General features: G+C 46.2%; 14 protein-coding genes. 9 read left to right on the top strand and 5 right to left on the bottom strand.

Going from position 1 to position 25,702, the window contains the following annotated elements:
• Together D0X99_RS12910 and D0X99_RS12905 are read left to right on the top strand one after the other, a co-directional pair.
• A complete protein-coding gene (locus D0X99_RS12910) occupies positions 1-1,347 on the top strand; it encodes a TolC family protein (protein ID WP_119478254.1) in 1,347 nt (448 codons plus the stop codon).
• A 3-nt stretch (positions 1,348-1,350) separates the two neighbouring features.
• On the top strand, positions 1,351-2,667 hold the full coding sequence (locus D0X99_RS12905; RefSeq protein ID WP_119478253.1) for an efflux RND transporter periplasmic adaptor subunit: 1,317 nt from the start codon (positions 1,351-1,353) through the stop codon (positions 2,665-2,667).
• A 183-nt stretch (positions 2,668-2,850) separates the two neighbouring features.
• On the opposite strand, the gene D0X99_RS12900 is transcribed toward D0X99_RS12905, so the two are convergent.
• Positions 2,851-5,124, bottom strand: coding sequence for a TonB-dependent receptor (locus tag D0X99_RS12900; protein ID WP_119478252.1), 2,274 nt, complete (start codon positions 5,122-5,124; stop codon positions 2,851-2,853).
• A gap of 109 nt (positions 5,125-5,233) precedes the next feature.
• On the opposite strand from D0X99_RS12900, the gene D0X99_RS12895 reads away from it, so the two are divergent.
• Both D0X99_RS12895 and ggt read left to right on the top strand, forming a co-directional pair.
• Complete coding sequence (locus D0X99_RS12895) at positions 5,234-5,893, top strand: metal-dependent transcriptional regulator (RefSeq protein WP_119478251.1); 660 nt, start codon at positions 5,234-5,236, stop codon at positions 5,891-5,893.
• Between the two features lie 142 nt (positions 5,894-6,035).
• Positions 6,036-7,739: a gamma-glutamyltransferase gene (gene ggt / locus D0X99_RS12890; protein WP_233553715.1), complete on the top strand. Its 1,704-nt coding sequence runs from the start codon at positions 6,036-6,038 to the stop codon at positions 7,737-7,739.
• Positions 7,740-7,783: 44 nt separating this feature from the next.
• On the opposite strand, the gene galE is transcribed toward ggt, so the two are convergent.
• The 4 genes from galE to D0X99_RS12870 form a co-directional block, all read right to left on the bottom strand.
• The gene (gene galE / locus D0X99_RS12885) at positions 7,784-8,791 is read right to left on the bottom strand and encodes a UDP-glucose 4-epimerase GalE (protein WP_119478250.1); all 1,008 of its coding nucleotides are present in this window, start codon (positions 8,789-8,791) and stop codon (positions 7,784-7,786) included.
• Between the two features lie 64 nt (positions 8,792-8,855).
• Positions 8,856-11,993 (bottom strand): PKD domain-containing protein, encoded by a 3,138-nt coding sequence (locus tag D0X99_RS12880; protein ID WP_119478249.1) that lies wholly within the window; start codon positions 11,991-11,993, stop codon positions 8,856-8,858.
• Between the two features lie 29 nt (positions 11,994-12,022).
• Positions 12,023-15,169 (bottom strand): PKD domain-containing protein, encoded by a 3,147-nt coding sequence (locus D0X99_RS12875; protein ID WP_119478248.1) that lies wholly within the window; start codon positions 15,167-15,169, stop codon positions 12,023-12,025.
• Between the two features lie 43 nt (positions 15,170-15,212).
• A complete protein-coding gene (locus D0X99_RS12870) occupies positions 15,213-18,245 on the bottom strand; it encodes a PKD domain-containing protein (protein ID WP_199708089.1) in 3,033 nt (1,010 codons plus the stop codon).
• A 271-nt stretch (positions 18,246-18,516) separates the two neighbouring features.
• On the opposite strand from D0X99_RS12870, the gene D0X99_RS12865 reads away from it, so the two are divergent.
• The 5 genes from D0X99_RS12865 to D0X99_RS12845 all read left to right on the top strand — a co-directional run bounded on the left by D0X99_RS12865 (position 18,517) and on the right by D0X99_RS12845 (position 25,689).
• Complete coding sequence (locus D0X99_RS12865) at positions 18,517-20,136, top strand: ABC-F family ATP-binding cassette domain-containing protein (protein WP_119478246.1); 1,620 nt, start codon at positions 18,517-18,519, stop codon at positions 20,134-20,136.
• 11 nt (positions 20,137-20,147) lie between these two features.
• Entirely contained in the window at positions 20,148-21,545 is a 1,398-nt protein-coding gene (locus tag D0X99_RS12860) for a sodium:solute symporter family protein (RefSeq protein ID WP_119478245.1), read from the top strand.
• Positions 21,532-22,713 (top strand): class I SAM-dependent rRNA methyltransferase, encoded by a 1,182-nt coding sequence (locus D0X99_RS12855; protein WP_119478244.1) that lies wholly within the window; start codon positions 21,532-21,534, stop codon positions 22,711-22,713. The genes D0X99_RS12860 and D0X99_RS12855 overlap by 14 nt, the downstream gene beginning before the upstream one ends.
• A gap of 67 nt (positions 22,714-22,780) precedes the next feature.
• Positions 22,781-23,215 (top strand): hypothetical protein, encoded by a 435-nt coding sequence (locus D0X99_RS12850; RefSeq protein ID WP_119478243.1) that lies wholly within the window; start codon positions 22,781-22,783, stop codon positions 23,213-23,215.
• A 161-nt stretch (positions 23,216-23,376) separates the two neighbouring features.
• The gene (locus tag D0X99_RS12845; RefSeq protein WP_233553714.1) at positions 23,377-25,689 is read left to right on the top strand and encodes a TonB-dependent receptor; all 2,313 of its coding nucleotides are present in this window, start codon (positions 23,377-23,379) and stop codon (positions 25,687-25,689) included.
• The last annotated feature ends 13 nt before the right edge of the window (positions 25,690-25,702 follow it).

The raw sequence follows: 25,702 nt of genomic DNA, 5'->3' as shown, positions 1-25,702 counted from the left end.
ATGAGAAAATTTTTTCTGGGAGTTATTATGATTCTTGGACTACAGACTTCCGCTATTTCACAAGTGGAAGTTCCCCAAGGACCATTTGACCTTCAAACCTGTGTGAATGTCGCATTGGAAAATAACCTGACCCTCAAAAGGACACTTTTGAATCAGGAAATCACTGAGGCGACGCTAATGCAGAGCCGTGGGCAGCGCTATCCTTCTCTGACTACAGGTTCCAGCTATGGCGTAAGATGGGGTCGATCCATCAACCCGGTAACCAACCTATTTGAAAACAACCGAATTGGCAACGTCAATTTCTCAGCGAGTTCCAATGTCCCGATTTTTCAGGGCATGAGAATAAACAATTCAGTGGCTCAGGCAAAAACTGACTTGGAAGCAGGTGTTTATAATGTAGAGGCAACAAAAAATGAGATTACTCTGAACGTAATCAACTTGTTCATAAATGTGGTCTTCAACCGCGAACAGGTTAAAATTGCTGAAAACCAGCTAAAAACCACCACTGAACAACTGGGAAGAACCAAGAAACTGGTCGATGCAGGATCTCTGCCACTCTCCGATTTGCTGGATCTCCAATCCCAAAATGCCTCCAATGAATTGGAAGTGATTAATGCTAAAAACAACTTCCGAATTGCCAAGCTTAATTTGGCCCAGGCAATGCAAATTCCATTTACAGAGGATTTTGAAGTGGTCGAACCCGATTTTGAGATGGATGGTGGTTTGATGGCAAGCGAAACTCCCGATAAAATCTTCGAAACCGCAGTAGATATCATGCCTGAAATCAAGGCTGCCGAAGCAAATGTCAGAAGTGCCGAACTCGAGGAGAAAATCGCAAAAGGTGCATTCTATCCTTCATTGGGATTGGGAGCAAATATCTTCACCAACTACGTGGATCAGGTTTTCGGACAAGATAGACCATCCTTCAGCCAGCAGTTTGAATCCAACCTTTCTCAGGCTGCCAACCTCCAGTTGAGCATTCCGATTTTCACCAACTTCAACAACAGATCCAACCTACAGAGAGCCAGAGCTCAAAAAGCGATCTCTGAAGTCACCGCGATGGAAGCAAAAAACCAGCTTAGACAGGACATCGAAACTGCCTATAACAGTGCGCTTTCAGCCGAACTTTCTTATGCTGCCTCAGTGACCCGGGTGAAAAGTCTGGAAGAATCTTTCCGTGTGGCCCAGCAACGTTTTGACTTGGGCGCAATCAACTCGGTAGATTTTCAGGTTGCTCAAGCTAACCTATTCAATGCCCAGGCAGATTTGCTCAATGCCAAATACACTTATATCTTCAGAGTAAAAGTGCTTGATTTTTATCTCGGTAACCCCATTAACTTAAACTAAACCATGGCTGCTAAAAAGTCAAACAAACTCTTGTATTACCTGCTGGGAGCAGTAGGACTTATCATCGTTATTGCCGTAATCGGCCGATCTGCAGGTTGGATTGGTGGGGCCAAAGAAACAGAGGTGGAATTTTCAACTGCCAAAAAAACAACGATCGTTGAAAAAGTAAGTGCTTCCGGAGAAATCCAGCCTGAAGTCGAAGTGAAACTTTCCCCGGATGTGGCAGGTGAGATCATCGAACTCAATGTGGCAGAAGGTGACTCCGTGGAAATGGGAAAGCTTTTGGTGAAAATCCGTCCTGACAACTTCGTATCTGCGTTGGAAAGAACCCGAGCTAACCTCAATCAGCAAATGGCAAATTTGGCTCAGGCCAAAGCGGCTCTGCAGCGTTCAGAGGCTCAATTCACCCAAGCCGAACTTAACTTCAACAGACAAAAGAAGCTTTACGACGAAAAAGCGATTTCAGATGCTGACTTTGAGACTGCTCGTGCCAATTACATCTCCGCACAGAAAGATCTGGAGGCTGCAAAACAGAATGTGGTCGCATCCGAATTTATCGTAAAAAGCTCTCAGGCTTCCGTAAACGAAGCTTCCGAAAATCTACGGCTTACCAATGTAAATTCCCCGGTTTCTGGAATCGTTTCCAGTTTGCTGGTTGAGCAGGGTGAACGTGTAGTAGGTACGCAGCAGATGGCCGGTACCCAAATGATGACCATTGCGGACCTTTCCAAAATGGAAGTAAGAGTGGACGTCAACGAAAATGACATCGTTCGTCTAAGTTTGGGTGACACCACACTTATTGATGTGGATTCCTATGCTGCTACTGGTAAAAAATTCAAAGGGATCGTAACCAGCATTGCGAACACAGCAAATACCAAGACTTCTGCCGATGCGGTAACCGAATTCAAAGTAAAAATCCGAATTCTTAACAGTTCCTATGAGGACTTGGTAAAAGCGGGCAACAAATATCCTTTCCGTCCAGGTATGACTGCTTCTGTTGAAATTCTGACTACTTCCAAAGCCGGTGCATTGGCCATCCCACTTTCTTCAGTGACAACAAGAGAAGATCAGCTGGATACCCTGGCAGGTGGCACAACCAAATCACGGGAATTGGTTTTCGTGAGTGAAGACGGAGTAGCCAAAATCAGAAAAGTAAAAACCGGGATTTCAGATTATGAAAACATCGAAATTCTGGAAGGTTTGAAAGAAGGCGATGAGGTTATCTCAGGCCCATACTTCATTGTAAGTAAAGAGCTGAAAGAAGGCGACAAAGTCAAAAAAGCCGAAGCCAAAAAACCGGAAGAAGCCAAAGAAGATTAATTCACAATCCCCGCCAAAAGCGGGGATTTTTTTTTGCTAACCTCTTTAAGGTTCCTATTCAAATAGCTCGCCTAGATTAGTCGATTCACAGCTTTGAAAGATCTGGCCAACATGAGTGGCTTTATCCATAAGTGCTATGAGTTAAGACAGGAACAGAATCGGTGAGATGTCGAGGCCTTGTTATTATTCCAATGTAAACCTCACTCCAAAAAATCCTCGAATCCCCTGATTGGGAGCAAACACGTAAGTTGGATCAAAGGTCAATGCCTGGGGATTCTCGGGTGTGGGAATTACCTGACCGTTGGGACCAAACTCCACTCCCCGATCAAATGGGTCAAAGGCCCGGGCAATACTGTTGGCAGGTGGGGTGTAATTCAGGAGATTTTTCACCCCTCCGTAGATTTCCCCACGAGTTCCAAAAGCCTTGGTCAACTGGATATTCTGAATGCTCCACCATGGAGAATATTCCGGACGCTCATCCAGTTCGCCCAACAGTGGCAAACGCATCGGACTGTACACATTGCCGGTGTAATCGAGGGAAAGCTTTATTTTTTGAAACTGATACCCAATTGTCCAAACGCCTGAAAACCGCTCCGTGAGCAACTGACGCACCTTCTGTCCCTCTTCTTCCAAACTCACATCCATTAATGTTGCTCCGGCCATCACCTTAAATCCTGAATTCCAAACGGCATCCAAATTCAATGAAACCCCCTTGGACACCGCATTTCCGTCAAGATTGGCGTAGATAATCTGGTTGGGATTCGTTTCGTAATCCGGCACGATTCGGTTGGTGAAATGGGTGTAAAAAACCGATCCGTCCAATCCGAAGTAATTTCCTCGGTCAGAGTAGATCTTCTTAACCAGATTTAGGTTGGTATTCCAGCTCCGCTCGGGGGCTAGCTCTTCTGCAAACACCACTTCTCTTGCCCCAGTCAGGGCAGCGTGATCTTCCGTGAAGACATTTGCAACCCGGAAACCGTTTCCTGCTGAAAACCTGAAAACGGTGCTCTTGTCCGCAGAAACCAATTTGTAATTCAGACGGGGAGAGATAATACTTCCATGCACGCTGTTGTAATCGTATCGAATTCCGCCCAACAAACTCTGCTTTTCTGAAATCTTAAATTCGTTTTGAAAGAAAACTCCGGGCAAATGGATCTGCGAAGGGTAATTCCTTTCTCCATTTTGCTGAGTGGCCGGCGTGTTGTCATCGTAAAAAGTGTAGCGATAGGCAGTTCCCAGCAGCAGGTTGTTTTTTCCGGCCTCTTTCATCCAGGTCAACTGCCCAAAGGCAATCTGCTGATCGGCGAGGTAAAAAGTGGTTCCGTAATACGAGTCCTGATGGTGTCCATTGACCGAAAACTGAAAATTTACCAGTTCCTCGATCGGAAGTCGATAGGTTCCAAAAGCTTCCCAACGACGCGTTTTGATGCTTTCCCCATAGATTTGATCTCCTCCCCGATAGGCTTCCGTCCAATCCATCTGTCCGCCCCATCGGTCTTCGGTTACATACCGCCCGGCAAGGGAAAATTCCCTTCCCGCTTTTCGCTTGATCTGGAATTTCTGAAACAGGGAAAACCGCTTTTGCAAAGTCAGGTCCGTAAATCCGTCCTCGTTATTATCGATGGGATTGTCGTACCAAAATACATTGGCGCCGGTAAGGGATTGAATGGATTTTCCCCAGCTACTTTTTACGCCCAAGTCGGCATTGATTTCCCCCCAACCCGTAACAAATGCATCCGCCGCCAAGGCAGGAGCAATCTCCGTCCTCTTTGTAATCACATTGATCAATCCACCAACTGCCTCCGAACCATACAAGGTGGATGCCGGTCCTTTGACCACTTCGATCCGATCGATAAGGGATTGTGGAATTCCCGTCAACCCGTAAACCGTAGCCAAACCACTGACAATCGGCATTCCGTCAATCAGGATCATGGTGTAAGGACCTTCCAATCCGTTGATGTGGATATCGCCGGTGTTGCAAACATTGCAGTTGATCTGAGGTCGGACTCCGTTCACATTTTGGAGGGATTCAAACAGGGAAGGCGTTGGATTTGCTTTAAAAAACCCAGCCTTATACACTTCTACCGGTACTGGGCTATCCAACTTGGACACCTCCTGGAGGGTCCCACTGACCACCACCTCATCAAGACTGGAATCTAATTCCCGTAATTCCACTTTGATCTGGCTGGCCTCCTTGGAGGGAACGAGTACGGAAATATTTTCGGTGAGGAACCCAATTCTGGAAACCTGAATCTGATAAGACCCGGAAGGAACCTCCAGAAGTTGAAAAAAACCGAGGCTGTCTGTGATCGCTCCTTTGGAAGTTCCCTTGAGCACCACATTGGCAAATTCGACCGGAATTGAGTTGGCCAAAACCTGTCCTTTCAGGATGTTTTGGGCAAAAACTTCCGTCCCCAAAAGCAACGAACCCAGTAAAAACAAACCGACTTTTGACATAATACTCAATAATTAGATTTACAAAAGTAACAAGTTAGATCATTCTAACAAATTTGTTTTTCTTATAAAACCTATAGTACCTTTGAATGATTAGACTCGACCTCCATTTATGGCTTCCACCACAGAAGAGAATTACCTCAAAGCCCTATTCAATCTCTCCAATTCCCAAGGAGAGGTAAATCTTTCCGAATTGGCTCACAGTCTGCAGGTGAGTTTGCCGACTGCCAACAGCATGGTGAAAAGCCTTCAAAAAAGTGGGTGGGTGAATTATGAGAAATACAAACCGCTCCTGCTTACCCCGGCAGGGCAAAAGGAAGCCGCCCTGATCATCCGTAAGCACCGCCTTACTGAGATGTTTTTGGTGAAAAAAATGGGATTCGGATGGGAGGAAGTCCACGAAATCGCAGAGCAGGTGGAGCACATTCACGCCCCGAAGTTTTTCCAGCGGATGGATGAAATGATGGGATTTCCGACCATTGACCCGCATGGTTCGCCTATTCCGGACAAACTGGGGCGAATCCAGGAAATCCATTACACGCCACTTTCCTCCTGTAAACCCGGCCAACTGGTACAACTCACCGCGTTGACCAATTCTTCCACAGAATTTCTGGAATTCCTGAACAGCAGAAAACTGGCATTGGGAACTGAACTGCGCATCCTCTCCAGGGAGGCCTATGACTCCAGTGTGGTTGTCAGCTACGAAGGTCATATGAATGAAACCCTCAGCGAAAAAGTATCCGAACGACTGCTAGTGAGGGCTTTGGAATAAAGGGATAAGAAATCCAATCATTTAAAACATACCAATAGGCCATGTTGGGTTGCATTAAAGCGGATCTTTACCTTTTACAACTCTAGTATCAAATTATTCTCTCTTTGGAGCTAGTTTAGAGTTCTTCTTTTTCCCCAATCCCATGAGCAAAATAAAATTCCTATTCTCACTGTTGGCCGGAATGCTGGTGTCTTTTCTGACCTTTTCCCAGGATCGGGTATCCGGAAAATCCTTTACCACCCGATCTGAAGTCATCGCCCAAAACGGTATGGCCGCCACCGCCCAACCCCTTGCCACCCAAGTGGCCTTGGATATTTTGAAAAAGGGCGGTTCGGCTATGGATGCCGCAATCGCTGCCAATGCGATGCTGGGCTTGGTCGAGCCGAATGGCTGCGGAATCGGAGGAGATGTTTTTGCCATCATTTGGGACGCCAAAACCAAAAAGCTCTACGGATTCAATGGCAGCGGCCGTGCTCCTGAGCTGTTGACGATGGATGTTTTCAAGGAAAAGGGATTGACTACCGTACCCTTACTTGGCCCACTACCAGTCTCGGTTCCGGGTTGTGTGGATGGCTGGTTTGAAATGCACAAGCGATTTGGAAAGCTCTCCATGCAGGAAATTCTTCAGCCTTCCATCGACTATGCAAACAACGGCTTTCCGGTCACAGAGGTGATCGCCTGGCAGATGGATCACATGTGGCCGGAGATGCAAGACATTCCCGGTTTCCGAAAGACTTACATGCCTAATGGCAAAAACACCCCGAGAAAAGGCGAAGTCTTCAAAAATCCGGACTTGGCCAAAACCTACTCTCTGATCGCCAAAGAAGGCCGTTCGGCTTTTTATGAAGGTGAAATAGCCAGGACCATCGATCGTTTTATGAAGGAAAATGGGGGCTATCTGCGCTATGAAGATCTGAAAAAACACACCTCCGAATGGGTGGAACCCGTCAGCACCAATTACCGAGGATACGACGTGTGGGAACTTCCGCCCAACGGACAGGGAATCGCCGTCCTGCAAATGCTGAATATCCTCGAAGGATACGACATCAAATCGATGGGCTTTGGAAGTGCAGAATACCTGCACCTGCTGACCGAAGCCAAGAAATTGGCATTTGAAGACCGGGCAAAATTCTATGCTGATCCGGCTTTCAATCAAATCCCTGTGGAAAAATTGATTTCCAAAGAATACGCTACAGAGCGCAGAAAACTGATCGATCCTAACAAAGCAGCCATGGCCTACCCTGCCGGGGAAATCGAAAAAGGCAACACCACCTACCTCACCGTAGCAGACAAGGAAGGTAATATGGTTTCCTTTATCCAAAGCATTTACGATGAGTTTGGGTCGGGCATGGTTCCGGATGGGTTGGGTTTTGTCCTACAAAATCGCGGACAACAGTTCAATGTCCAAGACCCTAACCATTGGAATTCATTGGCTAAAGGAAAGCGTCCATTTCACACGATCATCCCTGCCTTTATCACCAAAAACGGGGAGCCTTACATCAGTTTCGGCCTGATGGGTGGTTCAGTACAGCCACAGGGGCATACCCAAATTGTGGTCAACTTGATCGATTTCGGCATGAATTTGCAAGAAGCAGGCGACGCACCGCGTATGCGGCACAACGGTTCGTCCGAACCCACAGGCTCTAAGATGACCAATGGAGGGTCGCTGAATCTGGAAAGCGGCTTCTCCTATGAAGTCATCCGCAAATTGGAAGAGATGGGCCACCGAATCGAGTTTAGCATCGGACCCTATGGAGGATACCAAGCTATCTTCTACGACAAGGTCAACAAAGTCTATGTCGGCGCCTCAGAATCCAGAAAAGACGGACAGGCAGCGGGGTATTAAAATCAAAAGAGCCTTTTAAATCAAATTAAAAGGCTCTTTTGATTTCATAGACGCTTCTGCCAATTCCAGCTATCCCGCATGGAGTCTTCCAATGAATACTTCGGATACCAACCGAGCACTTGGTTGATTTTGGTGGTGTCGGCCCATGTTTTTACCACATCACCGGGTCGGCGTGGACCGATCACATAGTTGAGTTTTTGGCCGCTTACTTTTTCAAAGGCATGAATTACTTCCAGTACGGTATTTCCTTTTCCAGTGCCGACGTTGAATACCTCATAGAAATTGTCCTCCTGACCACTGAGGTAGGACAAAGCTTTCACATGTGCGTCTGCCACATCCACTACATGAATGTAATCCCGCACGCAGCTCCCGTCGGAGGTATCGTAGTCGTTGCCAAAGACGGTCAATTTTTCCCTGATCCCCGCTGCGGTTTGAGTGATGTAGGGCACGAGATTTTGCGGAGTACCGATGGGCAATTCCCCGATTTTGGCACTGGGATGCGCTCCTACCGGATTGAAATAGCGAAGAGAAATGACGCGAACTCCTGGTTTGCTTTTGACGTAGTCCATCAAAATATCCTCGCAGATTTTCTTCGTGTTGCCATAGGGGCTTTCTGCCTCCTGTCGTGGGGTAGACTCTGTTACAGGCAATACTTCCGGCTGTCCATACACAGTGCAGGAAGACGAAAAAACCAGATCCTGAATGCCCTGTTCCTGCATAAACTCGAGCAGAACGATCAGGGAACCGACGTTGTTTTTATAGTATTTGAGCGGTTGAGAAGTACTTTCTCCCACTGCTTTGAAAGCGGCAAAATGGATCACTCCGGCGAGCTGATGCTCGGTTGCAATGCGTTCCAACAGGGACTTGTCGTTGCAATCCCCTTTGAAAAAAGCGAATCGCTTCCCGGTAATTTCTTCCAGTCGATCCAGCACTTTTTCATCCGAATTGGACAAGTCATCCAGGATAATCGGTTCCATTCCGGCATTCCATAATTCGACTGCAGTATGGGACCCGATGTAGCCGGCACCGCCGGTAATTAAAATCTTCTTCATTTCTTAATTAAAAATATAGCCGGGACAAAAGTATCCAAATCCTCCAATTTGGGGAGGTAAAAGCTTAACGAATCAGCGTAAAATTTCCTTTTTTCTCGGAGTTGGTTTCCTTTCCTTCCAGCAGGTAAGCATAGCGGATGAAGTAAGAATAGGAGTTCACTGGGGCTTCAATACCTTGGATCAGTCCATTCCACCCCTCCGATCCGGAATAGATTATCCCTCCCCATCGGTCATAAATGGTCAGCTGATATGAAATGCTGCAGTTGGAGACCGGCTGGAACACCCCTTCCCTCGGATCAAATCCGGTGGGCATGCGGACTTCCGGTCTGGCCTGATTGACCACTGCGATGCCGGTCAAAACACAACCCCTGGAATCTGTCACGGTATACGAAAACTCTCCATACGGTAGCTCTGAAATCCGGGCGCCTGTCTGACCAGTTGCCCATTGCACTTGGTATGGGCCGATCCCGCCGGAAATCTCCAACTCCAATTCCCCATCCAAACTTCCCTCGCAGCCTGGATTTCCCACCTTGGCCAAAACAGTAAGTTGATCCGGACCTTCCAACACTGCGGGCACTTCGATGCTGCATCCTCTGCTGTCAAAGACCAGCAACTTATAATCCCCTGGAGCTATCCCCATGATTTTCAGCTCTTTTCCGTCCCAGATGGATTCAAATCCCAAGACAGTAAAAGGTGGATTTCCTCCCAGGGGTTTCAGTATAAACGCTCCATCTTCGACTCCAAAACAGGAATTTGAAACCGCAACCACAGGATCAATTACCCTCAATTCCTCCGGCTCGGTGAGTTCAAACTTCAATGATTCCACCGCGCAGCCGGTAGCATCCGAGACGGTCACTTCATACATTCCGCTGGACAATCCTTCTGCAAATCCGGTTTTGAGGCTGGGATTATGGGACCACTTGTATTCATAGGTCCCGGAACCTCCACTTGGATTGATGCGGATACTTCCATTGCTTTCTCCCGGACAGGCTGGCTTGACCAACTCAGCCGTATTTATCTTGAATTCGGGATAAACTTTGACTTCCAACACTTCTGAAATGCCAGCACAAGCTCCATTGATCGTGCTGGATTCCTCGTAGAAAACAGTTTTGACCGGGGCATTGAGATCCCAGCGAATCTCGGCTTGAGGGGTGTTTTGACCGGAAATCAGTGTTCCACCTGTCACCATCCAGGTGTAAGATCTTCCAGCAGTTTGGTAGGGCACCTTGTAAGTCAGAGAATTTCCCGCTCCACAAATACCCGAATCACCCACTGGGAGGCTTGGCTCAATCGTTTCGGTCACAGACACAGCGAGTTCCATCCGCTCACCAGGACAGCCTTCTGCATTGAAGGGAATGGCTCTGAGTTTTGCATTGGGATTGGGCGCCCCCCATTTTACTTTGACTGAGGTAAGGGATTCCTCCAGGATGGTTCCACCGGAAATTTCCCAATCGACCCGCTTTAAATTGAGCGTATCCTCCAGCATATAGGTGAATTCATCGATCAAGGGACAGACGGATTCTGGCCCGGTTAATTTGGCTTCCACAGATTTCACTTCAACCTCGAAGCGAAATGTCTCCTGTTCATCACATTTTCCCGAACCTGTAGCCGCCAATACACTGACGAAATACTTCCCTGGCTTTTGAAAAATATGGGAGACTTCCTGACCTTTCATCACTGGAGTATTGTCTCCGAAAGTCCAGGTAAACTCGGTGAAAGATTGGTCTTCAGGAAGAATTTTCCAGGCCCCCTGCTCTCCCAGGCAGGCTACTTTTTCCCCTTCCACTTCAAACGCATACTTGGAATCCGCCTCGTATTGGATACTCGCCACGCCCGTACCAACAGCAAATCCATAGGATTCGATTTGACCAGAACCATAGACATAAGCAATGAACCCTTCCGGATTTTTCAACTGATTGACTCCCTCAGGAATCAGGATTTGGGCATATTCAAATTGGTTTCCTGGAACAGTCTTAAACTGACCGCCTACATTCTGCCCGTTAAGGATGGTTTTTCCAGCCGATCCTTTGGGTACGATCACATTCAAAAAGTGATTGATGCTCAGGTTAAATCTCCCGTAGAGCTTACCGGTTGAAAACTGGATTTCCTTGATCAGCTGCTTATTTGGTGAGTAGGAGAAAAAATTGGGGTCACCAAGTGAAGCGGCGAAAAACTCATTGCAGAAACCGCTTTTGGACAAGACCGCTACCGAACTTGGCTTGGAAGTTTCAATCCGTGCAACTTCATTTTTCCCGAATTCCAGACGGATGTATTTTCCAGAATTGAGTCTCGTCTTCAATTGCCCATTGACAAAGACATCGGTGCCGTTCTCAAGAGCCAGTACTTTCACAAACTCTCCGGATGTCCGGTCTTTCATCGGAACATGGATATAGGAATTTCCCCAGGTATTGGTGGGATAAGCCTGCTGAAAAAGATGGTCTCCGGTTGTGCCGCATTCCCCCGAGCTCGACATTCGGTTCCCTGCAAAAACAGCTACTTTTTTGCAGTTGGTATTGTTGTCATTGAGTACCCGAACCCTGGTTCCTGAAAGGTCCTCGTCCGATTTCAGCTGATAGGATTCCCCTGCATCCAACACAATCTTAAATGGAAAATTAGCCGAATTTCCACTGCTAGTCCGCACTGACGGAATGATCTCCACTTCGGTATTTTCCTCCGTACCCACGATGACCATGGAGCTTTCCATGGTGGTGTGATTGTAGGGTGACCCTCCGACCTGGTCTTTCTCGTGATGGGCCATGACCATATAATCCAGTCCCAAAGCTTCCACCGGCAATACTACCGTACTTCCGGTGCTGTATGCCCTACCATTGAGTGCATGGACTGCAATGTTTCCGGTGGAAACTACTCGCATGTATCGGGGCATCACAAAACCGGAAACGGAGTGAATCAGTTCTTCTGCCAATCCGTCAAATTCCCGGATTAGCTGTTGCCCTTTTTCAAGACTGAAGGAAATTTTCTGACGGGGAGTCTCGATGGTGCCGGAGGCTTTTTCATTGGCAGTGATGATAACCACCGCCTTTTCTGGCTGGACATTGACGGTATCCAGGCTTCTTCCATTTTCCAAATAACCGATGTAGAATTCCCTGCCAACGGAATTAAGCTGGGCCAATGCAAAAAAACTGTTTCCCAAAATGAGAAACAGCAGCAGCAAATACCTATTTACCAGCCATTTTGTGTTCATAATTCATCCGCCCCACAATCTTCTCCAATTTACCTGATGAGTGTGAAAACACCTTGAATTTCTTCAACCTGATTTATTCCCTCTTTGGGATACTGATACGTGACCACATAGGAATAATTTCCAATCGGTGCTTCTTCCCCTCTGAATAGCCCATCCCAACCTTCTTTTCCCGAATAGACTACCTGTCCCCATCGATTCAAAATCTGCATTTGGAAATCCAGGTAGCAATTGGAAACCGGGGCATAGATTCCGTCTTTTGGCATAAAGCCGGTTGGCATTCTTACCTGTGGTTTGGATTCTTCAATTGTTCCGAATGCGGTAACACTACAACCCTTTGCGTCGGTAATTGTTACTTCATATTGACCTGAAGGCATGCTGCTGATCGATGAACCACTGGAAAGAATGGCTTTGGAGGTAGCAGAGGCTGCTACAAAAACACCTCCGTCACTCCATGAATACTTGTAAGGAGGAACTCCTCCGGAAACCACGACGGAAAGCGCCCCGTTGGCACCTCCCGGACAGCCGGGACTTTCCTGAAGAAAACTTGCGGTAAGCGGTTTTGATCCCTTAATTTCTCCTGCAATGGGAAGGCTACATCCTTTGGAATCCAAGATAAACAAGGAAAATTTACCTTCTGACATACCGGTCACGGTCAGGTTAGTACCGTCCCAAGTGGATGAAACTCCCTCAACAGTATAAGGAGCCGTTCCACCGATTACTTTTGCTTTGAAGCCCCCGTCATTTCCTCCTGCGCAAGTGATAGGCAAATACTCCAGTTCGCCGTTCAGTTTCATGCTTTCAGGGTCTTTGAGTTCAATTTCCTGAATCAATACCCCACAACCCGAACGATCTGTGATGATCACTTTGTAAATACCGGCTTTTAGGTTTTGCGCAGTTCCGGAATTCAAATCCGGCTGATGAGACCAGCTGATGTCATGAGTTCCGGATCCCCCGGAAACCTTTAGCACGATTGATCCACCTGCTTCACCCGGGCAACTTGGGGCGACCAAAGCAATTGAATCTATCTTTACAGGGTCAATTTTGGAGATTTTTAGAGTCTTGGAAATCTTTGGACATATGCCGGGAGAGTTTTGGGATGATTTTTCGAGGAAATAAATTCCTGCATCCGTGGCATTGATATTCCAAAGCACTTCAACTTTCGAAGTATTTTGTCCGGACTTAATCTCACCCCCGATTACCACCCACTCAAACGTTTTGCCTGCTGTAGGATTAGGAACCTCATATGTCACCACTTCGACAATCGGTCCGCAGAGTTTGTCCGGACCAACCGGTGTGATCTCAGTTTGGGCTGCACCAATTTTCACTGTCTTTTCAATCCTATCCCCGAGACATCCGTTTTCTCCAACTGGAATGGCACTGATTTTCCCCTCTTCAAACTGATCCAACCAACGGATGGTGATGGATTCTTCTGTTTTGGCAACGATCTCACCCCCTACAACTTCTTCCCATATGATCCGATCAAAATTGGTTGGATTAGCCAGAGTATAGGTCAACTCCTCGGCTGAACAGGTACTTTCGGGCCCCACGAGTTCAACAGTCACTTTCTTTACCTCCACTTCGAAGGTAAACTCCCGCTCGATACCGCAGCTTCCTTTTCCTGTAGACGCTAAAACCTTGATTTGGTACTTCCCCTCTGTCTTGAAGGTATGCCCAACTTCCTGACCTTCCACTACGGGTGAACCATCACCAAAATCCCAGGAAAAGACTGTGTAGGCTTCATTTTCAGGGTGTATTAACCAGGTTCCTTCCTGATTTAAACAGGCAATCCGATCACCGATTACTTCAAAACCATAGGAGCTTTTTGCTTCAAACTTGGTACTTTCCAAATTTGCCCCTGCAGAAAAACCGTAAGAAGACCGCAATCCAGCGCCATAAGCATAGGCAATAAACCCATCCGGGTTAGACAGGGAATTTGGTCCTGATGCCACTTTAATTCGAGCATAGGATAATTGCGGATTTCCGGGAACCGGCTTGAATTCAGAATCGATCGCCTTGTTATTCAAAATAGTTTTACTGATTGAGGCGGTTTCAAGAAGGATATTCACGTAGTGATTGGTGAAGCCACCACCACTTAGCGAGTTGAAAATCGCTTCTTCAATTTTTTGATTATCCGGATTGTATGTTAAAAGAAAGGGGTCTCCAAAAAGGTCATTGGAACTCTCATTGCAATCCATACTTTTCGCTATCATCGAAACTGCGGAAGGCTTGGACGTTTCGATAATGGCTACTTCATCTTTGGCGAATTCCACTTCGAGAAATTTCCCCTCATTGATAATTCCCTTGGACTGACCATTGACAAAAACTTCGGTTCCGTTTTCAGAAGCAAGAATTTTTACAATTTCCCCGGAAGTTCTACCTGATAGTGGAATATGGGTGAATGTTTTACCCCAGGTGAAAACCGGGAAGGCTTGCTGAAAAAGGTGGTCCCCACTAAAGCCGCATGATCCTCCGTAAGTCATTTTGTTTCCACCGAAAACCGCGATGTTTTTACAGTCTCCGTCAGTGCCATTGACCACTCTCACACGAGTACCTGTCAAGTCCCCATTGCCTTTTACCTGATAAGTCTGGCCTGAATTTAAGGTGACCAAAAACGAACTCCCCGGGCTTTTGCCTTTGACAGTCGCTGCACTTGGAGTGATTTCAACTTGAGTGTTGTCTTCCACGGCAACCACCAGAACGGTACTCTCAAAATCCGAAGTTGTACTTGTAGGAGGATTGTAGTGGGCGGTAACGAAGTAGTCTTTTCCGAGAGAATTGGATGGAAGGACAACCGTACCGTCGGAACTGTTTGTTCGCAAGTTAAAAGCATGAACCGCTATATCTCCACTTGAGGTGATTTTTACCGACTTGGACTCGATGACTTCCGAATCCCGGTGAAGCAAATCATACGTATTGGAATTAACTGTGTGTGTAAAAACCTTACCCTTGGTGAGAGAAAATGGAATAACAGTACCACCGTAAGTCAGACTTCCGGAGGCGTCTTCATTGGCCGTGATAGAGATCAGGGCCTGGTCGGGAAATGCGGAGGTTTTGTTGTTCTCCATAAATCCGACATAAAATTCTCTACCTAGTGTGCTAAGCTGAGCTTGTGCTCCGATGCTTATGAAAAATGAAAGGCACAACAAAAAGATCTTTAATCTCTTTTTGTGCTTCATTTCAATAGTAAGGCTTTTTCAATTTGGTTAAGATTGGGGTTAATTATCTGATCAGGGTGAAAGATCCTTTGATATTAATCACTTCAGACTTCCCTTCCAAAACATACATATAATTTACAGTATAAGAGTAAGTTCCGGTCGGAGCATCATTCCCAGAAATCGTGCCATCCCAGCCCGATTCCCCAAAATAAATGAGTTGTCCCCAGCGATTATATATCCATAACTGAAAATCGGTCTCACAGTTTGAAACTCCCTGATATAAAGCGGGTTTTTGTCGAGGATCAAATCCAGTAGGCATTCGGATTTCAGGTGCTGCTTCTTTCACTGTTCCTTTTCCGATACTCACGCACCCGGAGGCGTCTGTCACTTCCAGGTCATAGGTCCCTGCACTTAATCCAGTCAGTAAGCTACCGTTAAAACTAGCGTCCTTCCAAAGGTAAATGAACGGACTTCCTCCCCCTCTTGGAATTGCAAACAATTCCCCGTTTGATCCTCCGGGACAGGCAGGTTTTTCCAATCGGACATCCACTTCCAGAGCAGCTGGGGAAGTAATTTCAAAATTCGCAGCTACTGTGCATCCATTGGCATCCTCTACCTCCCAATCATAAAATCCCTGAGGTAAATCCTGTAGAGATATAGAGCCTGAAAAAGTTTTAGATCCTTCATATTCAAAAGTATAGGGAGCCACTCCACCGGAAACAATCAAAGTGACTTCTCCATCAGGTTTGCCATAGCAGGAAACCCCCATTGGAGTAATCGAAGCTAAAGTCAAAGGTTCAGGCTCAAGGACTTCAATGTTTTCCAAAAACCGCTCACATCCCAACTGATCTTTAATTTTAACAGAATAAGTCCCCGCTTTCAGGTTGATTGCTTTGGGGGAATTTAAACCCGGATCATGGGCCCATTCATAGATTAATGGAGTGACACCACCTTGAACATTCAATTCGATCATCCCTGAACTCTCACCCGTGCAAGAAACTGGTGAAACAGATCCAAGATCAACCCGAAACTCCTCTGCAACACTTACAGAAATGGCCTTTGATTTCCCCTCACAATCCGTATCCACCAAACTATAAGCAGTGTACTCTACTGTACCGATTATTCCCGGTTGATCCCAAACGACTTCGATTTCAGGTTTTCCCTGACCTGAAACAATTCGTCCTCCGGTGACCACCCATTCATATCCTCTCCCCTCCGAAGGATTTGGAGCTGCATAAGGATGCGGTAGAGTCGGGTCAAAACAAACCTGCAACTCTCCGGTAGCCTCAGACACTTCGATTCTTCGATTGATCACAACAGGTAATTCCACCGGAGTACCGGGACAGCCGTTTTCGGAATAAGGAATTAATCGAAGCTTGGCATTAGGATTAGCGGGACCCCAATTTACCAAGACAGAATCCCCATAATCCTCCACAATCTCACCCCCCTCAACCTCAAAAGTTCCGGTTGAAATATTGGTTAACTCCTTGAATCTATACATCACCTGCTCCACCTCAGGGCAGACCGAAATCTCCCCAATCAGCTCGGCTTTCGTCTCAAAGACCTCCACCTCAAAGTTGATTTCCTCCTGTTCATCACAAGTATTGGCACTCAGGGAAGCAAGAACTTTAACCTCAAAAATTCCCGGTTTGGTAAAGGTATGCGGGACTTCCTGCCCCACTTCAGGATTGGATCCGTCTCCAAAGTCCCAGACGAAATACGTAAATTCAGGATTTTGGGAATTGACTGCCCAGAGACCTTCCTGGTTAAGACAGGCTACTTTTTCTCCCTCGACCTCAAAATTATATTCAGCCTCTGTTTCAAAATTCAGATTGTCCAAAGCCGCTCCAGCGGCATAGCCATAGGACTCAATCTCGCCGAATCCATACACATAGGCCGTGAATCCTTCTGCATTGGAAATCTTATGCGCTCCCTGAAAAATTCCGATCCGGGCAATAGAATACTCTGCATCGCCTGCCAATGGAGAAAAACTACTTCCGACATTCTGCCCATCCAGGAATGTCTGATTCTCTGTACCCCGTTTCACCACCACATTTACATAGTGGTTGGTGATCGAGGGCAGAGCCATGGCATTAAAGGTGATTTCCTTGAGTTTTTGCTCCACAGGACTGTAGGTAATCATAAACGGATCACCGTTTCGCTCCTCAGGTGAGTTGGGTCGATTACAATCCATGCTTTTGGAAAACACGGTCACTGAAGAGGGTTTGGAAGTTTCGATTTTTCCGGAGACATCCTCGGCAAATTCCAATGCCAGCCATTTTCCCCTGTCAATGGTCCCTCTCAATTGGCCATTTACCCGAACCTGAGTCCCATCTTCGGCAGCGAGTACTTTGACCAGTTCTCCCGAAGATCTTCCTTCCAGGGCAACGTGGACAAAGCTGGTTCCCCAGGAATTGACAGGATAGGCCTGCTGAAAAAGATGGTCGTTGGCTTCGCCGCAGTTCCCAACCGAAGTCCATTTATTTCCTCCAAAAACAGCGATTTTTTTACATTCATCAGCATTGTCACCGATTACGCGAACGCGGGAACCGGTAAGATCTCCCCTTGCTTTGATCTGATAGCTTTGACCACGGTCAAGCGTAATTATCGAAGGGGTATTGGCCACATTTCCGCTTAGGGAGTTGACACTGGTAGTGATTTCAATGTTGGTATCATCTTCAGTGGCTACCACCAACAAAGTACTTTCATTATTTATGTTTCCGTTGAAATTCACATTGGCAGTTAGAACCTCAAAGTGGGAGGTGATATAATAGTCTTTGCCCAAGGCACCTACAGGCAAAACAACCGTGCCGTCAGCACTTCTGAATCGTTCATTGAACGCGTGAACTGCAATTTTTCCTGTGGAAGTAATGTGGATTCCTTTTTTCTCGATAACACCGGAATTCCTGTGCAGCAAATCCAAGTCAGGTGAAGGAACCCTTAGCGTGTATTGTTGGCCAGCCGAAAGTGTAAAAGCTGCAGAATTATTCAAGTACTCGATCGCTCCGGTGGTGTTTTCATTGGCTGTGATAACCAATACAGCAAAATCTGGAGCCCCTGGATTATTGCCGCTTCCAAAAACTCGGTTGTTTTCCATGAATCCCACCCAAAACTCCCGCCCCACAGTGGAACTTTGGCCAAAAGCAGAAAAACTGCCTGACAAAAGGGTAAAAATGAGAACCAATCCAACAATGCGAAACCTCATATTCAACTCGGGGCCCTTTTTGGGAATTTCAATATAGTTAAAGGGAAAATATTCTTTTGGAAAATGTGTTAAACTCCACTTTGAAAGGGATTAGCCGCAGGATTGGCTAAGTCTGAAAAAATTTAATTCCCTATCTTTGCGCCTCTAAAAGAAGAAAACCTCCATGATTTCAGTAGATAATCTTTCCTTAAAGTTTGGTAAGCGTACCCTTTTCGATGAGGTAAGCCTCAAGTTCACACCCGGCAATTGCTATGGGGTAATTGGTGCAAACGGTGCAGGAAAATCCACTTTCTTAAAAATCCTTTCGGGTGAAATCGACTCCACAAGCGGTTCGGTCAACATCACTCCGGGCCAGCGAATGGCTGTTTTGAAGCAAAACCACTTTGAATTCGATGAGGTCGAGGTGCTTAGGACTGTATTGATGGGTCATAAGAAACTCTATGAAATCATGCAGGAAAAGGATGCCATCTACCTGAAGGAGGATTTTACCGAAGCAGATGGATTGAGAGCTTCTGAGCTTGAATCAGAATTTGCAGAAATGGACGGCTGGAATGCTGAGTCAGATGCGGCAGCCCTCCTATCCGGACTTGGAATTTCTGAAGACATTCACTACCTGCCGATGAAAGAATTGGCTGGTAATCAAAAGGTCCGGGTGCTCTTGGCACAGGCTCTTTTTGGTAATCCTGACATCTTGATCCTTGACGAACCTACCAACGACCTGGATGCTGAGACTATTATCTGGTTGGAGGATTTCCTGATTGACTTCAAAAACCTCGTGATCGTGGTATCTCACGACCGTCACTTCCTCGACACCGTGTCTACCCACATTGTAGACATCGACTTTGGAAAAATCAAAATCTATTCAGGTAACTATACCTTCTGGTATGAATCTTCCCAGCTTGCGCTAAAACAACGCTCAGATTCCAATAAGAAGTCTGAAGAAAAGCGAAAAGAACTTCAGGCGTTTATCGACAGATTCTCTGCCAACGTGGCCAAGTCACGGCAGGCAACAGCCAGAAAGAAAATGCTCGAAAAGCTAAATGTCGATGAAATTGAGCCATCGAGCAGAAAATATCCGGGAATCATTTTCAAACCGGAAAGGGAAGCTGGCGATCAGATTTTCATGACCGAAAATCTCGAACTCAAAGCTGATGGTGTGACATATTTCACGGATGTCAACCTCATGGTAGACAAAGGCGACAAAATTGCTTTCATCTCCAAAACCAAGCAGGCTGTCAACAAATTCTTTCAAACGATTATGGAAGAAATCCCAGCCTCCAAAGGGACATTTAAGTGGGGAGTCACCATCAACAAGGCATACCTTCCAAACGACAACTCCAAATATTTCCAAACTGACCTCAATTTGATTGATTGGCTCAGACAATACTCCTCCAATCAGGAGGAAGCTTACGTACGAACCTTCCTTGGAAGAATGCTTTTCACAGGGGAAGAGTCGTTCAAAAAATGTACAGTCCTTTCCGGAGGGGAAAAAGTTCGCTGCATGATATCCAAGATGATGTTGCAGAACCCAAACCTATTGGTCATGGACGAACCAACTAACCACCTCGATTTGGAATCAATCACCGCCTTCAACAATGCGATCATTGATTTCAACGGCACAGTTTTGATGAGTTCCTATGACCATGCCTTCGTTCAGTCTACCGCCAACCGAATTATCGAGTTTACACCAAAAGGAACTATCGATCGAAGAATGCCTTACGATGACTACTTGGCCAACGAGGAAATCAAATCAATAAGGGAAAAACTTTACGGCAAAAGCTAAGCTGATCGAAATTGCTGCTCACTGCGATCATCATCTACCTGGCCCTGACCGTGGCCGTTGGTGCCTGGTCTTCCAGGTTGGTCAAAAACTCCAATGATTTCGTGCTGGCAGGCCGATCCCTACCACTTTTCCTTTCCGCTTCTGCCCTATTTGCTACTTGGTTTGGATCCGAAACGATCTTTGGAGCTTCATCCGTTTATCTGGAGGAAGGCTTGCTGGGAGTGATTGAGGATCCTTTTGGTGGAGCGCTGTGTCTGATTCTGTTTGGAATGTTCTATCTACGCCCCATGTACAGCATGAATGTGCTGACTATCGGAGACGTGTTCAAAAAGATCTTTGGCAAGCGGATTGAATTCTTCGCATCAGTCTTTATGATCCCAGCCTACTTCGGCTATGTGGCGGCTCAATTGGTTGCCTTGAGTCTGGTGTTGGGGGCAGTCACAGACCTGACCATGGTACAGGGAATCCTTGTTTCTGCTGGGATTGTTGTGTTTTACACCTTCCTCGGAGGCATGTGGGCCATTTCAATCACCGATTTTATCCAGACCACCATGATTGTGGTTGGTTTGGTTTGGGTGGCCATTATGGTTGCCAATGAGGCGGGTGGTATCGGGAATATTATTGACCAAGCCCCTCCGGAGAGTTTTCAGTTTTTCCCTGAAAACACCCTGAACGGCTGGACCAATTACTTTGGCGCATGGATAATTCTCGGATTGGGGAGTATCCCAAGTCAGGACATTTACCAGAGGGTAATGTCCTCCAAATCAGAAAAAGTTGCAGTCCAGTCCACTTACCTGGCCGGCATTTTTTACCTCACTTTTGGCCTCCTTCCCCTTTTCATCGCTTTAGGTTCAAAAGTGCTTTACCCTGAGCTCTACCTTGAAAACAAGCAAATGCTTCTTCCTTCCATGGTGCTGCAGCATGGTGGACTTCCGATTCAGATCGTCTTTTTTGGAGCCTTGATCTCCGCGATCATGAGTACTACCAGTTCGGGATTATTGGCGCCAGCTGCCATTATTTCGGAAAACCTAATCAAACCTTACTTCCATAAGAAACTGAACGACAAGCACTTTCTTTGGATCCTTAGAATCAACATTATCATTGTGGCATTGATTGCCACAGTAATGGCCTCTTTGGAATCCAATATCTATGAACTGGTCGCCGGAGCTTCCATTCTAATGTTGGTATCTCTTTTTGTGCCTCTCACAGCTGGACTCTATTGGAAAAAAGCTTCCCATATGGGTGCTTTGATGTCCATGGTTTTTGGAATGATTGGCTATTTGGCGGCATCCAATGTCGGCTTGGAGGACCATGCACACCTTATTGGCTTGGGAACTAGTATATTATCCATGATTTTCGGCAGCTTGAGCTTTCCGGAAAAACACAAAACCGCAAATGAACTATCCTAAAATCATCCTTCAGAAAGGCAAAGAGATTTCCTTGCTTAGAAGACACCACTGGGTTTTTTCCGGAGCGATTGCCAAGTCAGATCCTGGAATTGAAAACGGGGACTTGGTTTCTGTGTTCTCGGCAAGAAATGAATTCCTTGGAACAGGTCATTTTGCTCAGGGATCTATTATGGTTCGGATCATTTCATTTGAAGAGCGGCCTATTGATCAGGCGTTTTGGAAGGAACGGATTTCTTCAGCCTATGCCTTACGAAAAAACCTTGGTCTGACTGAAAATCAAAAAACTAACGTCTTCCGATTGGTTCATGGTGAAGGGGATTTGCTTCCGGGATTGATCATCGATTATTACCATGGCACCGCGGTGATTCAGGCACATCACATTGGAATGCACCGACATGTGAAAGAAATCGCAGAGGCACTCCGCTCAGTTTTAGGAGAAAAGCTTAAAGGGGTGTATGATAAAAGTGCCGAGACCCTTCCGAAAAATCTGGATATCGAATCCAACGAATGGGTCTGGGGAAAAGCCGAAACCGATTTGGTCAAAGAATACGGGGCCACCTACAGAATTGACTGGGAAAAAGGTCAAAAAACAGGCTTTTTCATAGATCAGCGGGAAAACAGAAAGCTGGTTTCGACCTACTCCAAAGGCAAAAAAGTCCTGAATACATTTTGCTATTCAGGAGGGTTTTCGGTATTGGCTTTAAATGAAGGTGCATCGGAAGTTCATTCCGTCGACATCTCTTCCAAAGCCATCGAATTGACAGAGCAAAACGTAGCCTTGAATCCCGGCTTTTCAGGTAAGCACCAGTCTATCGTGGCAGATGTCGTCAAATACATCCGTGAAATCGGAGATGATTTTGACCTGATTGTGCTCGACCCGCCGGCATTTGCAAAAAACATCAAGGCCCGACACAATGCTGTGCAGGCTTACAAGCGATTGAATGCAGAAGCACTTCGCAAAATCAAGCCGGGAGGAATCCTGTTTACCTTCTCCTGCAGTCAGGTCGTGGACAAAAGCCTTTTCTCCCATACAATTACAGCAGCTGCGATGGAAAGCGGCCGAAAAGTGAAAATCCTTCACCAACTCTCCCAGCCTGCTGACCATCCGATCAACATCTTTCACCCTGAAACTGAATACCTCAAAGGACTCGTCCTCTATGTGGAGTAAGTTTCAAACATTTTAGATCGTTTGGCATTTACATTTCTACTATTTTCACCACACAAAACAAGAACACATGTACACTGGACTTCAACATTTACACTCAGGATTGGCCTATTTGGCGCTTCTTTCCCTGATTTTTGTAATTATCTATGGACTAATTGGAACACTTTCCGGCAGAGAATTCACTGAAAAAGACCGGAAAATCGCCATGATTGCCTTTATCCTAAGCCATACCCAATTGCTGATAGGACTTATTCTCTATTTTGTTAGCCCTCTGGGATTTTCTCTCCTGACTGCTGAAGGCACGATGGCAGATTCAGCCGCAAGATTGACCGCTTTGGAGCATCCACTCATCAATATTTTGGCGATCGTTGTCATCTCCGTTGGCTATATCCGTGCAAAAAAGCTGGAAGTCTCACGCGCAAAATTTCGCAGCATTTACATGATGTATGCTGTCGGATTGGTGTTAATCCTAAGCAGAATTCCTTGGTCTGCCTGGTTAAATTAAAATCAAGTACTACCCTCTAAATCCTGAATCCGGCACAGTGCCGGATTTTTTTTGCCTGAATTTCAGGTAATAAACATCCTGTTTTTTTACCCCTCAACACTTTTTGCAACTTTGTTTCAAAAAGCTTGGTTTAATACTGCAACTGATTCTATTTTTGATCTGTGAATTCGAAAATATTTACACCCGTCGCAGTTCTGTTGATGCTTTTGTCCGCTCAGATGAGCTTTGGACAAAAGTGCGACTTGATTTTGCGGGGTAAAATACTGCACCAGGAAAACGACGATCCTATCGAGGCTGCTTATGTCTGGATTTTGGAAACACGTACCGGGGCTGTTTCGGATCAAAATGGAAACTTTGTCATCCGTGGACTTTGTCCAGGCACCTACACGATCACAGTTCAATTCCTTGGACATAAGGAAATCCGCCAATCTGTAAACCTAACAGGAAGTTCAACGGCACAGACTTTCAGAATGGAAGAAGAGTCACTTGACCTCACAGGTGTGGAGGTTCATGGTCACAGGGAAGCGGTGCAGACAACAACAGCAGTAACCTCGCTTTATGGAGAGGCCATGCTTCAGGCACGAGGCGAAAGTCTCGGAGAAAGCCTTAAACGAGTCGCCGGAGTGACTACTTTTTCCACAGGAAATACCATTTCCAAGCCTGTTATACATGGCCTGCATAGTAATCGGATCATGATTTTGAACAATGGTATCCGGCTGGAGGGCCAACAATGGGGAGCAGAACATGCTCCTGAAATCGATCCTTTTTTGGCTGACGAAATCACAGTGATCAAAGGCGCTGAGACTGTCCGATTTGGACCGGAAGCAATGGGAGGAGTAATTCTAGTCAATCCTCCTGCCCTACCTACATCAAAAAAGCACCTGACAGAAATTCACCTGCTTGGGGCAAGCAACGGCTACATGGGGAATTTGTCCGCCTCACATTTGGGTGGTTCCGACAAAATAAAAGGATTGGGTTATCGAGTTCAAGGATCCGTGAAGAGAGCCGGAAATGTCAAATCACCGAACTACTACCAAGCCAATACGGGGATGTCTGAATATAATTTTTCCAGTTCGCTTGGGTACAGCTCGGACCGCTTGGGGGCAGAAGCCTATTACAGTTTCTTCAATACCGAATTGGGAATTTTAAGAGATTCCCATACCGGTAACCTGTCTGATTTGATCAATATTATCGAAAACGGAGAACCGTTTACCAAAGCGGATTTCACCTACGAAATCAACAACCCCAAGCAGGTGGTGTCCCATCATTTGGCCAAAATTAAATCCCATTACCACCTCAATCCGGAGTGGAAACTTAACCTCCAATATGGATTCCAACTCAACAACCGACAGGAATTTGACCGGAGAAGAGGCGAATTAAACAGCAGACCAAGTCTGGATTTGGAGTTGATCACCAATACCTTGGATCTGTTTGTTGACCATACAATCAAAACTAACTGGAGCGGGTCTATTGGACTCAATGTGATCCAGCAAGCAAACAGCAACATTCCAGGTACTGGGGTCACTCCATTGATCCCAAACTACGAAATGTTCAACGGGGGAATTTTCGCCATGGAAAAATACCTCAAAGGCCCACTGGAACTTGAAGGTGGAGTTCGATATGATTACAGACAAGTCAGCGCTGCCCGCTATGTGGGTAATGAACTCCAGACAGCCGATCTGGATTACCAAAACTTCTCCGCATTCGTGGGGGGGCTTTACCAATTGAGTCCATATTTTGCATTTACCAGCAACCTGGGAACAGCTTGGAGACCACCAAATGTGAATGAACTATTCAGCCAAGGCCTCCATCATGGCGCTGCAGCAGTGGAAATCGGTGACCCTGATCTCGTCTCTGAAAACTCTCTGAAATGGGTAAACGGACTGGAATACGAAAGCGAAAAAGCCTTGGTGGAATTCACCGTTTACGCCAACCAAATCAAGAATTACATCTACCTCAATCCAACCGGAGAGACTTTCGTTTCCCTGAGGGGTACTTTCAACGTCTACGAATACCTTCAGGCCGACGCATTTTTTTATGGATTTGACCTGTCGGGAAGCTATACCTTTTCGGATCGCTTAAACGGCTACCTGAAAGGGTCGATCATCAGGGCAAAAAATACCGAGGCGGACAATTACTTCCCCTTCATTCCTTCAGACAGAATGGACTGGGGTGTGTCTTATGCTTTTGGCAAAAGCAGCAATCCGGAATCAGACCGAATCACCTTCAGTAATGTGCTGGTGGCGCAACAAAAAAGAGAGCCTGATTTTGATCTCGCTCCCGCTCCACCTGCTTATGCCCTGTTTAACATTGGCTATCAGAAAAAATTTCAACTGGCTAAAAATCAATTCAATGTAGGGTTTCAGATCAACAACATTTTCAATACCGAATACCGGGAATACATGAACCGCTTCCGCTATTTCACCGCGGACATGGGAAGAAACATTTTACTTAAACTCAATTACCAATTCTAACTATTACTCTTAT

Origin of the sequence: Algoriphagus lacus (assembly GCF_003583985.1) — a bacterium.
Taxonomy (GTDB): domain Bacteria; phylum Bacteroidota; class Bacteroidia; order Cytophagales; family Cyclobacteriaceae; genus Algoriphagus; species Algoriphagus lacus.
The sequence above is the reverse complement of the archived record's forward strand: the minus strand, read 5'-3'. Positions and strand labels throughout refer to the sequence as shown.

What these genes read in the sequence shown, in the direction of transcription:
- D0X99_RS12910 (WP_119478254.1), top strand. Translation starts at nt 1, where the DNA reads ATGAGAAAATTTTTTCTGGGAGTTATTATGATTCTTGGACTACAGACT.
- D0X99_RS12905 (WP_119478253.1), top strand. Translation starts at nt 1,351, where the DNA reads ATGGCTGCTAAAAAGTCAAACAAACTCTTGTATTACCTGCTGGGAGCA.
- D0X99_RS12900 (WP_119478252.1), bottom strand. Translation starts at nt 5,124, where the DNA reads ATGTCAAAAGTCGGTTTGTTTTTACTGGGTTCGTTGCTTTTGGGGACG.
- D0X99_RS12895 (WP_119478251.1), top strand. Translation starts at nt 5,234, where the DNA reads ATGGCTTCCACCACAGAAGAGAATTACCTCAAAGCCCTATTCAATCTC.
- ggt (WP_233553715.1), top strand. Translation starts at nt 6,036, where the DNA reads ATGAGCAAAATAAAATTCCTATTCTCACTGTTGGCCGGAATGCTGGTG.
- galE (WP_119478250.1), bottom strand. Translation starts at nt 8,791, where the DNA reads ATGAAGAAGATTTTAATTACCGGCGGTGCCGGCTACATCGGGTCCCAT.
- D0X99_RS12880 (WP_119478249.1), bottom strand. Translation starts at nt 11,993, where the DNA reads ATGAACACAAAATGGCTGGTAAATAGGTATTTGCTGCTGCTGTTTCTC.
- D0X99_RS12875 (WP_119478248.1), bottom strand. Translation starts at nt 15,169, where the DNA reads ATGAAGCACAAAAAGAGATTAAAGATCTTTTTGTTGTGCCTTTCATTT.
- D0X99_RS12870 (WP_199708089.1), bottom strand. Translation starts at nt 18,245, where the DNA reads ATGGAAAACAACCGAGTTTTTGGAAGCGGCAATAATCCAGGGGCTCCA.
- D0X99_RS12865 (WP_119478246.1), top strand. Translation starts at nt 18,517, where the DNA reads ATGATTTCAGTAGATAATCTTTCCTTAAAGTTTGGTAAGCGTACCCTT.
- D0X99_RS12855 (WP_119478244.1), top strand. Translation starts at nt 21,532, where the DNA reads ATGAACTATCCTAAAATCATCCTTCAGAAAGGCAAAGAGATTTCCTTG.
- D0X99_RS12850 (WP_119478243.1), top strand. Translation starts at nt 22,781, where the DNA reads ATGTACACTGGACTTCAACATTTACACTCAGGATTGGCCTATTTGGCG.